This window comes from Haemophilus sp. C1, from assembly GCF_001276515.1.
GTDB lineage: Bacteria > Pseudomonadota > Gammaproteobacteria > Enterobacterales > Pasteurellaceae > Haemophilus.
Genome location: NZ_LDVZ01000020.1, coordinates 24,870 through 39,631, shown reverse-complemented (window position 1 = coordinate 39,631; position 14,762 = coordinate 24,870). Strand labels below are relative to the sequence as shown.

The window sequence follows — 14,762 nt, the reverse complement described above, 5'->3', positions numbered from 1 at the left end:
TAATACACGGCTAAAAATCACTTTATAATGACGTTTATTCATTTTTTAATTTCCTTTAAGTTTTAAATCTAAAATCTAAAATCTAAAATCCCAAATCTTGTCTAGTTTAAATTCATTCACTAATCTGAAAGCATAAGCATTAAAAATGGTAGCTCACATTAAATCCGGTTGTCACATGACTGGTTCTAAATCCCTCTGGTTTTTTAATTGGAACACCCACAAAATAATCATAGTTGATGCCCCATAGTTTGCCGCGAAGTCCAATTGCGCCACCCATTAAGCTATCACCAATTTGAAGCTCTTCTTGACTAGAATGCACCTTACCTCGGTCTATCCCTAAATAAAGCTCATGCCCTTTATTGGCAATATCCCAACCCAACTCATTTCGCCATAACCAACCTTTTTCACCAGAAAGTGATAGTTCACCATCAAACCCTCGCACGGTATAACGCCCCCCAATACTAAATTTATCTTGTTGTGTTAAAGGTGTACCGTTCCATTGCCCATTCCAATTAGTGTTAAAGCGGAAAGGTTGATTGCCGATAGTGAAAGGATAGGTAAAATCAATGCCTGCCGTAAAAATCTGCATTCGGGAAGTGCCTTCACCAAACGCCTCTTCTGGTGCAGGTAAGGATTTATTCCCACCCGTACCACGTTTGTAATTCGTACTAAGTTGTAACGTTGCATTACCAATATACTGAGTATGATTAAGTCCCACTTCCCAACCAGCTGTACGACGACGTTGTACTTCAATTTCGGTGTCATTGATGTAGTTATACGATTTTTTCGTCCATAACGCGGCATTCACATAGGTTTTATGAAGACTTCCACGAGATAATAAGCGACTTAAGTTCGCTTTCATTTGTTGGCTTTCGCCTGAATAGGTGTAAGACTCAAACGCGCCCGCTACCGTTTGGTGATAAGAATATTTTGAACCGGAAAGCGTTAAGAGATAGTTCTTCCAAGGAATAGAATAATAGAGACTAATATTTTTACTGCCATAATCGCCTTCAGCATTATCACTATGACGCTTGAAGCTACGTGTGCCACTGATATAGAACATATCATTAAGTGTTAGCACGTTATCCCAAGAAAACGTGGCCGAACCTTGTAAACGCCCCGTAGCTTTACTACCTGAATCATCTAATCCCAAGGTTAAATGAAAAGGCAAGCTTTGCTTATAAGCAATCACTACATCTGTTTCACCCACAGCATCTGTTGGCACCAGCTCCATATTCGCATCAGCACTCGGTACACGTTTTAAGTTTTCTAAACCTTGTTCAATGTTGCGAATATTTAATATATCCCCCTGCGCCATTGGCATAGCAAACCATAAGGTACCACGGGTGGCAAACGGAATCGCACTTTGGTCTTGTAATTGAATATAGCCTACTTTACCTGGGATTACGGTTAATACGAGCATACCTGAACGCAAATCCTGCGGCTCGACCAGCACGCGTGTAGTGACATATCCCAAATCAATTAAACGATTTTGAATACGACGAAGTAATACATTAATCCCCTCAGAGCCAATACAAGCAGGCAGCACAAAATCTCGCTCAGAATACACCGCACTTAACGCCCAAGAGAATCGGCTTGGTTGGATTAATTTAAGGGAAGAGGTTGAAGAATTTTCTTCTTCAACTTGATAATCGGTCAGCACCAATTGATTGATAGGAAAACATTGCGCTTCATTCTGCGGAAAGCCTCGAGAGGCTTCTTTTTCACCCTCCAAGCGCACATTCGCGGATTGCGTTTGCTGCGCTAAAATAGCTGCATCTTGTTCCGCTTGTTGCCTCTGTTGTTTAGCATCGATTTGTTTTTCTAAATTGGTATTTGATGAGCTTGGCGCTGAAAAACCAAAAGGCGAAATAAATAATAAACTAGAAAGAAAAAAGTGTGAGGATTTTTTCATTGTTACTCTAAAGATAAAGTTATTAATAAATTATGGTTGATAAGATATCAAAATCTATTTAAAAAGACTATAAAGTTTACATCGGTAATTTCTGTTATTTTTCATTAGTTTAAATATAAAAAATCTGCATCAAACTCGGGCTTGATGCAGATAATTTATTTATTGGCTATGAATATAAAATTAATCACCTAATTGAACAGGCTCAACTTTCCAAATTCTCTCCGCATACTCTTTAATCGTGCGGTCAGATGAGAAGAAGCCCATATTCACGATATTTTGGATGGTGCTTTCAATCCATTGGTCGCGTTGTTTGTATTTTTCATCTACGGTTTTTTGAGTTTCTACATAACTACGGAAATCAGCGAACGCTTGATAATAATCGTGGTATTGCAAGCCTTGTAATAGTTGATGATAACGTTGAGGATCTTCTGGTGAGAATTTACCCTCAATAATTTGATCCACGACGGTGCGTAATTGAGCATCATTTTGATAATATTCAAATGATCGATACCCTTCTCGACGAAGTTGCTCAACTTGTTCCACAGTGTTACCGAAAATAAAGATGTTATCTTCACCCACGTTTTCCAAGATCTCCACGTTCGCACCGTCAAGAGTACCCAGTGTCAATGCGCCATTTAAGGCAAACTTCATATTACTGGTGCCAGAAGCCTCAGTGCCTGCAAGTGAAATTTGCTCTGAAATATCCGCTGCTGGAATAATTAGCTGTGCAAGGCTTACGCTGTAATTTGGAATAAATACAACTTTTAAACGGCCTTTCAAACGCTCATCATTATTGATGACATTCGCCACATCATTGATTAAATGAATGGTTTGTTTTGCCGCATAATAAGCTGATGCCGCTTTACCTGCTAAAATAAATACACGAGGTTGCCAATCTTTTTCAGGGTTGGCAAGCATTTCATTGTAGCGAGCGATAATATGCAACACGTTCAACATTTGGCGTTTATATTCGTGAATACGTTTTACTTGCACGTCAAATAAAGCGTGCGGATTAAGCTCTACCCCTAACTCGCGTTTTACGTACTCCGCTAATTTTACTTTGTTGGCAAATTTAATGTCAGCGACAGCCTCTTTAAATGCTTTTTCTTGTGCGAATGGTTTAAGTTTTTCGATTTGGCTTAAATCGCAACGCCATTCTGAGCCGATATATTTATCAAACAATGCGGCTAATTGTGGGTTCGCTACGGCTAACCAACGACGCGGTGTGATACCGTTTGTTACGTTGGTAAAGCGTTCTGGGAAAATACGAGCAAAATCTGCAAAGGTTGAAGTTACCATTAAATCGGAATGAATTTCGGCAACCCCGTTGATTTTGTGTGAACCTACTACGGATAGCCATCCCATACGCACTTTGCGTTGGTAGCCTTCTTCGATAAGAGAAACACGGCGGATAAAATCGTTGTCAGTCGTTACATAAGTGCGGACATATTCTAAGAAGTGATCGTTAATTTCAAAAATCATCTGTAAATGACGTGGCAAGATTTTTGCCATCATTTCCACAGGCCAAGTTTCTAACGCTTCGGACATTAAAGTATGGCAGGTGTAAGAGAAAATGTTACGCGTCATCTCCCACGCTTTTTTCCACTCGAAACCTTCATCGTCCACTAAAATACGCATTAATTCAGGAATTGCTAACGCTGGGTGGGTATCGTTTAGGTGGATCGCCACTTTATCCGCCAAGTTTTCAAGGCTATCGTGGGTGCGTTTGTGACGGCGTAAAATATCTTGAAGTGATGCAGAGACTAAGAAATACTCTTGACGTAAACGTAATTCGCGACCATTCCACGTAGAATCATCAGGGTAAAGCACGCGAGATAAGTTTTTATTTGCAGAGTGCTCTTCCAATGCGGCTAAATGTTCGCCACGGTTGAAGTCGGCAAGGTTAAACACTTCGCCTGCGTGAGCCGACCATAAACGTAATGTCGCCGCAGAATTATTTTGATAACCTGGAATCATTTGGTCGTAAGCAAGTGCGGTCACTTTTTCGGTATCTTGCCAAATACATTTTTTGCCTTCGAAATGAATGTTTCCACCAAATTCTACGGTAAAGCGTTTAGAGGGACGAATAAATTCCCAAGGTGCCCCTTTTTCAAGCCACGCATCTGGGCGTTCTACTTGCTGACCATTTTCGATTTTTTGGCGGAACATACCATATTCATAACGAATACCGTAGCCCATACCTGGTAAACCAAGGGTCGCAATAGAATCCATAAAGCAAGCAGCTAAACGACCTAAACCGCCATTACCTAAGCCTGGATCTACTTCTTTTTCTAAAACTTCTTCTAAATCCACATTTAATTCAGAAAGTGCTTCCTGTGCTAATCCATAAATGCCTTCTGCAATCATTGCATTAGATAGCGTACGTCCGATTAAAAATTCCATTGAAAGGTAGTAAACACGGCGAGAATCTTCTGCCCGAGTTTGGCGAGCAGTAGTGATCCAACCCTCTGTTACTAAATCACGCACAGCGTGGAGTGTTGCATTGAGCCAATCGCGTTGGCTAGCTTCACGTGGAGAGCGACCGATTAAGAAAATGAGTTTGTAAACGATTGATTTTTTAATCGCTTCAATGGTCATTTCAGGACGATTATATTGGAATGGAGAATCAAAGTTATCCATTATCATAGGTAAAACCTCTATTAGAATGCTAAGAAATGATTAACGTAGGGTGTATGAATTTGCAAAATTCACGCACGTTTGCAAAAATCAATCAAAATTTGACCGCTCTTTGAGTGCGTGAATGTTGTTCACACAGCCTACAAAAGTAGTTCGAATTTTATGCTTATCTTTGTAAAAAACAAGCCCAATCACACCGCTTGCAAAAGATTCTTTCGCAAGCGGTGTGATTGTTAAGAAAGTTTACGAATAAAACTACAAGCGTTCATAAAGCGTTCTATATTGCTCTGCAGCCTTACGCCAGCTGAAGTCTTGTTCCATTGCGTCCGTGCGTATCATTGACCAAGCTCTTGGTTTCTTCCAAATTGAAAATACGTGCTGAAGGGTGCGGCGTAAATCATCTTCCGTTGCCTGTTCAAACACAAAACCTGTTGCAGTGCGAGCTTTGATACTTTCTGAAGTGCTATCCACCACCGTATCTGCCAAACCACCCGTTTTACGAACAAGTGGAAGTGTGCCATATTGCAAACCATAAAGTTGGGTTAAGCCACAAGGCTCGAAACGGCTTGGCACTAAAATCACATCGCCACCTGCGACCATTAAATGTGAAAGAGCTTCATCATAGCCTATTTTTACCGCAATATTTTCTGGATATTGGGCGGCAAGATCGCGAATGCCTTGTTCCAAGTGCGGTGCACCAGAGCCTAAAATCATCAACTGTCCGCCTTGTTTGACGATTTCGTCTGCACTTTCGATTAATAAATCGACACCTTTTTGCTCGGTTAAACGGGTCACCATCACAAATGCCAAGGCAGATTCATCTTGTGGCAAATTGAAATACGCTTGCAATTCAGCTTTGTTTTTCTTTTTGCCTGTCATATATTTCAGCTTGTAATGGTGCGGAATGTATTGATCCACGTTCGGATGCCAAATATTTTCGTCCACGCCGTTTAATATCCCCACCAAACGACCTTGAGCTTTTAAGCCAGAAAGTAAGCCTTGTAAACCATAGGCAAATTCTGGTGTCGTGATTTCTTCTGCATAAGTTGGGCTAACAGCCGTGCTTGCATCAGAATAGAACAAGCCTGATTTTAAATAAGAAATTTGTCCGAATAACTCCAAACCGTCCACATTAAACATTCCCGCAGGCAAACCAATTTCGTATAAATGATGATAAGAAAACTGCCCTTGATATGCCAAGTTATGAATAGTAAAGACCGATTTTGCTGGTTTGCCTTTGTTGAACAAATAAGCTGCACAAAGCCCTGCGTGCCAATCGTGAGCGTGTACCACTTCTGCTCGCCACCAGCTGTCTAAACCAGTGGCTAATTCTGCGCCCACCCAACCGAGCAAGGCGAAGCGTTTATAGTTGTCGCCGTAGTCATTGTAATAGGCATCGTGATAAGGATTGCCCTCGCGACCGTATAAGTGTGGTGCGTCAATCAAATAGATCCCGACACCGTTATATTCGCCATAACGCAACTCCACGTGCCCAGCGAAGTTATCAAATTCGGCAACCACTTGGGTATGCGGAATACCTGCTGTAATTGCAGGATAAGCAGGCAATAAAACGCGAGCATCCAGCCCGATTTGGTTCTGTGCTTGGGGTAATGCCCCTAAAACATCGGCAAGCCCGCCTGTTTTTAAGAGCGGATAGAGTTCCGAGCAAACGTGTAAGATTTTCATTGAGTTTTTTATTTTCCCTATAAATATGAATAACGCTCGATCAGCCCCCCTCTTTAGAAAAGAGGGGCTGGGGGAGATTTGATTACGATGTTTGAAATTCTTATGAGGTTGATTTCACTTCTGCCAAATCTCCCCTACCCCTCTTTGCTAAAGAGGGGTTTTAGAAAGTGCGGTCAATTTTGACCGCACTTTTCCTAACTAATCTAAATGTCCTTCTTCGCCAATCTCGTGTCCCTCAAGTTTCTTTAACATTTTCGAGGTCACAAGAATCACTTTACCTGTTGAGCTAATACGGAAGCGTTTTTTATCTTCTTCTATATCCACACCAATTTGCATACCATCAGGAATTTCACATTCGCGGTCGATAATACAATTTTTCAACACACAATTTTTACCGATTTTAACTTGTGGTAGCACCACGCAGTGATCCACTTTTGAAAATGCGTCAATTTTAATGTGGTCGAATAACACAGAATTGCTGATCGAAGCATCAGTAATCACACAACCTCCGCCGATAAGTGAGTTATCCACTGGATGCACATTGGAGTGTTTGTAGAAAAATTTTGATGGATAAGCCTGAATAGGATTACCACGAATTGGCCAGCTTTGGTCATAAATATCTAATTGTGGATTTTCAGAGACTAAATCGATATTGGATTGCCAGAAGCTATCAAGTGTTCCTACATCACGCCAGTAAATTTCGCCCTCGGTGTTGCGTCCCATACAAGAACGGCTGAATGGATGCGCATAAAGCGTGCCTTCTTCTAAACATTTTGGTAACACATCTTTACCGAAATCGTGGCTAGTTTGTGGGGTATTCACTTCCTGCTCAAGCATTTTGTAAAGATAATCCGCATCAAATACATAAATCCCCATTGAGGCAAGCGAAACATCAGGTTTGCCCACCATGGCTGGCGGATCTTTCGGTTTTTCCACAAAGGCTTTCACTTTTAAGTTTTCGTTTACAGCCATCACACCAAATTCGTGAGCCTCAGAACGTGGCACTTCAATGCAACCAACGGTACATTTCGCCCCACTATTGACGTGATCCATTAACATCACACTGTAATCTTGTTTGTAAATATGGTCGCCTGCTAAGATCAAAATATATTTCGGGCGATAGTGATTTTTAATAATAGCCATATTTTGATATACCGCATCCGCTGTGCCACGATACCAAGTAGAATCGTCAATTTGCTGACGAGCAGGCAGCATATCCACAAATTCCCCTCTCTCTTGTGGCAAAAAAGACCAGCCTGTTTGCAAATGACGAAGCAAGGAGTGTGCCGCATATTGAGTCACGACCCCAATTCGGTTTAAACCTGAGTTAATACAATTAGAAAGTGCAAAATCGATAATGCGACGATTACCACCAAAATAAAGCGCTGGTTTTGCACGTTTATCTGTCAATTCGTGTAAACGTGAACCACGTCCACCTGCGAGAACAAGCACCAAAGTGTTTTTAACTAAATCATATTTGTTAAGGTCGCCAGATTTCATACGGATCTCCATAGTCTTATTATTATTCGTCATTCAGCATACAAAAGCCCATTGAATAAATTTCGGCTTGTTGTGCTTCAAGGGTTACATTATGTGTGCCGATTTGGGGCTTCCATTTCCCATTAGGCAAGTGAAACACCTGACCTTCGGCTTTGGCGTTAATCAACAAAAGCCAACGATTATCTAAAACTACCTGTAATGCTTTGGTTTGCTGATTTTGCCAATCTTCAACTGTCATCGGTTCGCCTGCAATGTTAAGCCATTGCACATTCTCAGCCGACCACCATTGATCTCGGTTTAAACTGCCAATTTGCTTACGAAGTGCAATCGTTTGCTTAGTCAGTTCAAATAATACTGTGTTAAATTCTGCCCATTTTAGCCAAGTGATTTCATTATCTTGGCAATAGGCATTGTTATTACCATATTGGGTATTACCGAATTCATCGCCAGCCAACAACATTGGCGTGCCATTGGCAAGTAATAAACTTATTAATAATCCACTTTGTGCAAAAGTGCGGTCATTTTCCACCGCACTTTTTTGCGGTTCAGCAAGGTTTTCAGTCGAACCCTCTATGCCGTGGTTGTAGCTGTAATTTTCATTGCGACCATCACGATTTTCTTCGCCATTGGCTTCATTATGTTTTTGGTTGTAACTCACTAAATCTTTAAGCGTAAAACCATCGTGGGCAGTAATAAAATTAAGCGTTGTGTGTGGCAAGCGGTCATTTTTCTTAAATAAATCGCTAGAACCTGCAAAGCGTTCAGCAAATGCACCAATTTCGCCACTTTTCCATAGCCAAAAACGGCAGAGATCATCGCGGAAGCGGTCGTTCCATTCAGCAAAATAACTTGGGAAATTCCCGACTTGATAACCGTAATGTCCGATATCCCAAGGCTCTGCAATCAATTTAATATTTTGTAAACTTGGCTCATTTTTAATATCTGTAAAAAGCTGAGCTGACGCGTTGAAATCAGGTGTATCACGCCCTAAAACAGTGGCTAAATCAAAACGGAATCCATCAATGTGGCATTGCTCCACCCAATAACGCAAACAATCCACCACCCATTTTCGCCCTACATCAGAGGATAAATTGAGCATATTGCCGCAGCCTGTCCAATTGATATAACGCCCTTGATCGTTGCGCCAATAGTAAGTTTGATCATCAATACCACGCTGGCAGAATGTTGGGTAAGTTTGCTCTGACTCTGCGGAATGGTTAAATACCACGTCTAAAATCACTTCAATACCCGCTTTGTGAAACGCCTTTACCATCGCTTTAAATTCAGCTAATGGATTATTTGTTGCCGCATATTTAGGTTCCACCGCAAACGTGGCTAAGGGATTGTATCCCCAATAATTTTGTAAGCCTCGTGCCTGTAAGTGTGGTTCATTTATATGGAAATTTACAGGCAGCAACTCCACTGCTGTTACGCCTAATTCTTTTAAATAAGCTAAATTAATAGGATGACTTAAGCCCGCATAGGTGCCCCGTAATTCAGCGGGAATTTTGTTGTTAAGTTGGCTAAAACCTTTAACGTGCAATTCATACACAATGGTTTCAGCCCAAGGCGTATTGGGTGCGGAATCATTTTCCCAATCAAAATCTTCTGAAATAATCACCGCTCTTGACGCAATATGAGCATTATCGCGATGATCATTCATTAAAAACCAATAACGACTTTCTTCGGTACTTAAATCCGGTTTCCCATTCACCGCTTTCGCATAAGGATCGAGCATTAATTTATTTGGATTGGCAAATTCGCCGTAAAGGCGAAAACCATATTCCGTACCCGTTTTCACGCCAGTTACCGCCAAATGCCACACATTTTCAGTACGCACCATCGGCAAACGAGTTTCTTGGTTTTGTTCGTCAAACAGGCAAAGTTCTACGCCTGTAGCCGCAGCGGAAAACAGAGCGAAATTGGTAATTTGCACGTTGTTTTCGACCGCTTGTGAGTATCCCATTGGAATAGGATTGCCGTTGTTGTAAATCGTAAACATATCTTTCGTTGTTCCTAGGGTAACAAGTTACCCTAGGTTAGTTATAACCAACCCCTTTGGGGTTGTAATTTGCTATTCTATTCCGCTATTGGGTTCCCCAAAGGGGAACGTCTATGCCTAACCGTGGGGGGTATTTATATCCACGGATCACTCTACTGATTTCAATCTCAAATAAACTGTTGCTAACGGCGGAATGGACACTGAAATAGAATTTTCTCGCCCGTGGCTTTCGATTTTTTCACTTGCGACACAACCAAAATTGCCCACATTTGATCCTTGGTAATACATTGAATCGGTATTCAAAATTTCTTCATATTCGCCCGCAATATTCACGCCGATACGGTAGTTGTGGCGAGGCACTGGCGTGAAGTTGCTGATGACAATAATGCGCTCACCATTTGAGCTACGACGCTCAAAAGCAAATACAGAATTTGCCGCATCATCAACGACAAGCCAATCAAAGCCTTCAGGTGAATAATCCTGTTCAAAGAGCGGTGAGTTTTCTCGGTAAATATGATTCAAATCTTTTACTAATTTCAATACGCCTTTATGCCAGCCACCACCGATATTTTCATCAAGCAAGAACCAGTCCAAACTTTCTTCGTAATTCCACTCACGACCTTGAGCAAATTCATTGCCCATAAAGAGCAATTTTTTACCCGGGTGCCCCCACATATAGCCATAGTAAGCACGTAAGTTCGCAAATTTTTGCCATGCGTCCCCTGGCATTTTATCGAGGAGCGAATATTTGCCATGTACCACTTCATCATGGGAAAGCGGTAGCACAAAGTTTTCGCTGTATTGATACATCATCCCAAAAGTCATCTTATTGTGATGATATTGGCGGTAAATTGGGTCAAGTTGCATATAGGAGAGAGTATCGTTCATCCAGCCCATATTCCATTTAAAATTAAATCCTAACCCACCGTTTTCACTCGGGTGAGTCACTCCGGCAAAAGAGGTGGATTCTTCCGCAATAGAAATTGCCCCCGCCATTTCACTGTGAATTTTCCAGTTGGTGTGTTTTAAAAACTCGATGGCTTCTAAATTTTCACGTCCGCCATATTGGTTTGGAATCCACTCGCCTTCGGCACGGCTGTAATCGCGGTAGATCATCGAAGCCACAGCATCCACACGAATACCATCTACACCAAAGCGTTCAAGCCAATACAGTGCATTACTGGATAAGAAATTTTTGACCTCATTACGCCCATAGTTATAAATTAAGGTATTCCAGTCTTGATGATAGCCTTCTCGAGGGTCTTCATGTTCATACAAAGCTGTACCATCAAACGCGACTAAACCATGGGTATCACTCGGGAAATGACCTGGTACCCAATCTAAAATCACATTAATTCCTGCTTCATGTGCACGTTTTACTAAACGGCGGAATGCATCAGGTGAACCAAAACGACTGGTTGGAGAATAAAGTCCAAGTGGTTGATACCCCCAAGAACCATCAAACGGAAATTCAGAAAGCGGTAAAAATTCTATATGGGTGAAGCCCATATCTTTTACATAAGGAATTAATTCATCAGCAATTTGATCGTAATCTAGCCAAAAATTGTTTTCTAAATTACGACGCCAAGATCCTAAATGCACTTCATAAATGGAAATCGGTTGATTCGCTTGATTTGCTTGACGACGTTGTTCCGTCATTTCCACCACATTTGGTAATACACTCACTTGCGAAGCTGTATCAGGGCGAAGTTGCGAACTAAAGGCAAAGGGATCAGCTTTCAAACGAAGATTGCCATGACAATCAATTAATTCAAACTTATAGAGCTGTCCTAAACTGGCTTTTGGTAAAAATAGCTCCCAAACACCACTTTTTAGATGAAAACGCATAGGATGACGACGACCATCCCAATAGTTGAAATCACCTACAATAGAAACTCGTCTTGCATTAGGTGCCCACAAGCGGAAATTCACCCCGCTCACACCATCACATTCCATAAAATGCGCCCCAAGTACTTCATAGGGGCGAAGCATAGAACCTTCAGAAAGTAGCCATTGTTCTAAATTATCAATCATAGAATGAAAACGATAAGGATCTTCTACTATTTGCGATTCATTGCCCCAAAAAACCTGTAATTGATAAGCAAAAAAATGGCGACAATTTGGAATAACACCAACAAAAAAGCCACGCTCATCGACACAATCCAGTTCCGTTATTTCGTTACCACTTTCACGCTCAATCACCACCACTCGATTGGCATCTGGCAATAACGTACGGATTTCAATTCCTCGCTCAGTTTCGTGCATACCAAGCGTAGCAAAAGGATCGCCATTGCTCGCATCAAAAAAACCATCAATAATTGCTTGTGTTACTGCGGTTGTCATATTTACTCCTTATACATTTCGCCCTTGGTTAATTTGCACAAAGAACGTTTTTAAAGCCTCATTGCCAAAAATAAACGCTAACGGTTTAGCAAGTTTCTTGCACCAGTTTGGGTATTCATTTGAGGTGCCAGGCAAATTAAAACTGATTTCTTGGCTAAGTAAATTTTCTAATTGCACACCAATCAATCGGCTGTTACTTTCCGCTAAATAATGATGGATCATTCGGTTTAAATGATCGTGCATCGCCATAGAAAGGGCATCGCCTTCATAATGCGGCGGTAAATAATTATCACGATGTAAACTATTTAATAAGGCTTGTTTATCAACAACGCGTTGATCGTATTTTTGCTTGAGCACTTCCCCACTCAGAATACCGAGTTGATTAAATAATTCTAAATCACGGCAATGCCAAAAACTTTGTAATGAGGGAATATCATGCGTGCCAATGGTGGCATAAGCATTTCGAGGATAATCAGATATACGAGGAAATTCGCCATTTCGTTGGGCGAAATACAATACAAAATAAGAGAAAATTTGAAACTCATTTAATTTCCACCGCACTTCATCAGGCACAGTGCCGAGATCTTCACCAATAATCAAACATTCATTGCGTACACTTTCAATGGCAAGAATTGCCATTAATTCATCAAAAGGATAATGCACATAAGCACCGTCAGCCGCGGTTTTTCCTTCTGGAATCCACCACAAACGGAATAAGCCCATAACATGATCGATACGTAGCACACCGAAATATTGCATATTGGCACGTAGCATATCGATAAATGGTGCAAAGCCACGTGCTTTTAGCACTGTTGGATTATAAGGTGGCAAATTCCAATTTTGCCCGACAGGGCCTAACGGATCAGGTGGCGCACCAATAGAGGCATTGACACAATATAAATCGGGATCGCTCCATACATCAGCACTGCCACGAGAACTATTCACCGCTAAATCGCCATAAATCCCCAACTTCATACCAGACTGTTTACAAAGATTTTGTAATGCGGAAAGCTGTTCTTCTGTAAGCCATTGCAACCAAGCAAAAAATTGGATTTGCTCATGATGTGTTTTTAATAGAGCTTTTCTTTTTGCAGCACTTAAATGTTGCCATTCCTTACGCCAGCCAAGCCAACCTATGGTATTTTCTTCTGCTTGATGATCGGCGTGTTCTTGTAAATCCAAGACATTAAATAAGCCCTGTAACAACAAAGGTTCACCTTTGTTTTTTAAATAATCAGAAAAAATTTTTCGACGTGTCACAATTTCAGCGGATTGACTACGCTGAAAGAAATCAAAAAGGGACTCAAGTGCGGTTAATTTTAAAGCCAATATTGAAGAATAATCGACGCAATCACTTTCACGTAAAGCAGCAATTTTTGCTTGAATATCCTCACGCTTAAACCAATTTTGCACTGAACGGCAACGCTTAAATTCTGGTAACTTTGGAATCGCTAAATATAAAAAATTCAACCAACGACGAGAGGAGGAACTATAAGGACTGGCCCAGTTTGGTACAGCAGGATACAGCAAATGTAATGGATTAATTCCCACATAATCGGCACCTTGTTTTGCACTTTGTTCAATCAAATAGGCTAAATCACCAAAATCGCCAATGCCCCAGTTTTGTTCTGAGCGTAAACTGTAAAGTTGCACATTTACGCCCCACACTTTTTTATTTTTTAATACGGGTGGTTGAAACGCTGTTTTAGGAGAAATAAGTAAACGAACGCGGTACTGTTCAGTATCAGAAAAAATAGATAATTGATAATAGCCAAAAGGAAGTGGAGGCAAGGAAAGTGCGGATAAATTTGAAAGTGTTTTTTCTAACAGAATGACATTAGATTCATCAATCAACTGATAACGATATTCATCGGCAGGGAGCAAATCTAGACGATTGAGTCGATAATCAATCGGTTCATTTTCAAATGCAGCCAGTACATCGTCAAACTGTCCTTTCGCTTTTGGCGGAAGCTGCAAAAGCTCAACAAAAGTTGAAACCGTCTTTTCATCTGCGAAAATAAGATGTCCATCAATATCATAATGAGAAAGCGCGATACCACATTTTTCTGCTTTTTGTTTGAGAGAATCCGAGACTTGCATAGACACCACATGACAACTGTATAACTCTTGTTAGGGATTATAACTAAGCTGAAAGTGATGACAACCGGCTTTATTTAAAAGTGTGATCTTCGTCAATAATAAATTCAAACCAATCAATCACATCACGTTCATGCACCCCATTTTTGATTAAAACATCAGCATTTTTCAAGGAATCGGAATGACCAGAAATGAGTGGATGCCATTCGGGTAGCGTTTTTCCTTCATAAAGCAAACGATAAGCGCAAGTGTCAGGCAACCAATGAAAATCAGGTAAATTCTTTTTGGTGAGTTTGGTGCAGTCGGTTTCAATTTTAAAACGCTCTGAATAATTACCGCACTTTCCAGTTTCCACATCTAAAAGGTTACAAGCAATTCGGGTATAATAAAGTTTTTGGCGTTTGCCTCGCCCTTGAATATATTTGCGATAACAGCATTTCCCGCAGCCATCACATAAGGCTTCCCATTCAGATTCGGTCATTTCAAGCAGAGATTTTGTTTGCCAGAAATTGGGTTCAAGTTGCATATTGGATTGCATAGTCGATACAAATAAAAAGTGCGGTCAAAATCGCATTTATTTTG

Annotated in this window: 8 protein-coding genes; all 8 read right to left on the bottom strand. The window is 40.9% G+C overall.

Annotated elements, in window-relative coordinates; translation table 11 throughout:
- Nucleotides 1-139: 139 nt before the first annotated feature.
- Nucleotides 140-1,915 carry a ShlB/FhaC/HecB family hemolysin secretion/activation protein gene (locus ABW51_RS07810; RefSeq protein WP_053466279.1) on the bottom strand — a complete coding sequence of 592 codons (1,776 nt, stop codon included), beginning with the start codon at nucleotides 1,913-1,915 and terminating at the stop codon, nucleotides 140-142.
- 180 nt (nucleotides 1,916-2,095) lie between these two features.
- Nucleotides 2,096-4,561 (bottom strand): glycogen/starch/alpha-glucan phosphorylase, encoded by a 2,466-nt coding sequence (locus ABW51_RS07805; protein WP_053466278.1) that lies wholly within the window; start codon nucleotides 4,559-4,561, stop codon nucleotides 2,096-2,098.
- Nucleotides 4,562-4,807: 246 nt separating this feature from the next.
- Nucleotides 4,808-6,238, bottom strand: a complete 1,431-nt coding sequence (gene glgA, locus ABW51_RS07800; protein ID WP_053466277.1) for a glycogen synthase GlgA — start codon at nucleotides 6,236-6,238, stop codon at nucleotides 4,808-4,810.
- Between the two features lie 198 nt (nucleotides 6,239-6,436).
- Nucleotides 6,437-7,738, bottom strand: coding sequence for a glucose-1-phosphate adenylyltransferase (gene glgC, locus ABW51_RS07795; RefSeq protein ID WP_053466276.1), 1,302 nt, complete (start codon nucleotides 7,736-7,738; stop codon nucleotides 6,437-6,439).
- A gap of 22 nt (nucleotides 7,739-7,760) precedes the next feature.
- The gene (gene glgX / locus ABW51_RS07790; RefSeq protein WP_053466275.1) at nucleotides 7,761-9,740 is read right to left on the bottom strand and encodes a glycogen debranching protein GlgX; all 1,980 of its coding nucleotides are present in this window, start codon (nucleotides 9,738-9,740) and stop codon (nucleotides 7,761-7,763) included.
- Nucleotides 9,741-9,887: 147 nt separating this feature from the next.
- The gene (gene glgB, locus ABW51_RS07785; protein WP_053466274.1) at nucleotides 9,888-12,083 is read right to left on the bottom strand and encodes a 1,4-alpha-glucan branching protein GlgB; all 2,196 of its coding nucleotides are present in this window, start codon (nucleotides 12,081-12,083) and stop codon (nucleotides 9,888-9,890) included.
- Nucleotides 12,084-12,092: 9 nt separating this feature from the next.
- On the bottom strand, nucleotides 12,093-14,183 hold the full coding sequence (gene malQ, locus ABW51_RS07780; RefSeq protein WP_053466273.1) for a 4-alpha-glucanotransferase: 2,091 nt from the start codon (nucleotides 14,181-14,183) through the stop codon (nucleotides 12,093-12,095).
- A gap of 70 nt (nucleotides 14,184-14,253) precedes the next feature.
- Nucleotides 14,254-14,706 (bottom strand): YcgN family cysteine cluster protein, encoded by a 453-nt coding sequence (locus ABW51_RS07775; protein WP_053466272.1) that lies wholly within the window; start codon nucleotides 14,704-14,706, stop codon nucleotides 14,254-14,256.
- Nucleotides 14,707-14,762 lie beyond the last annotated feature (56 nt).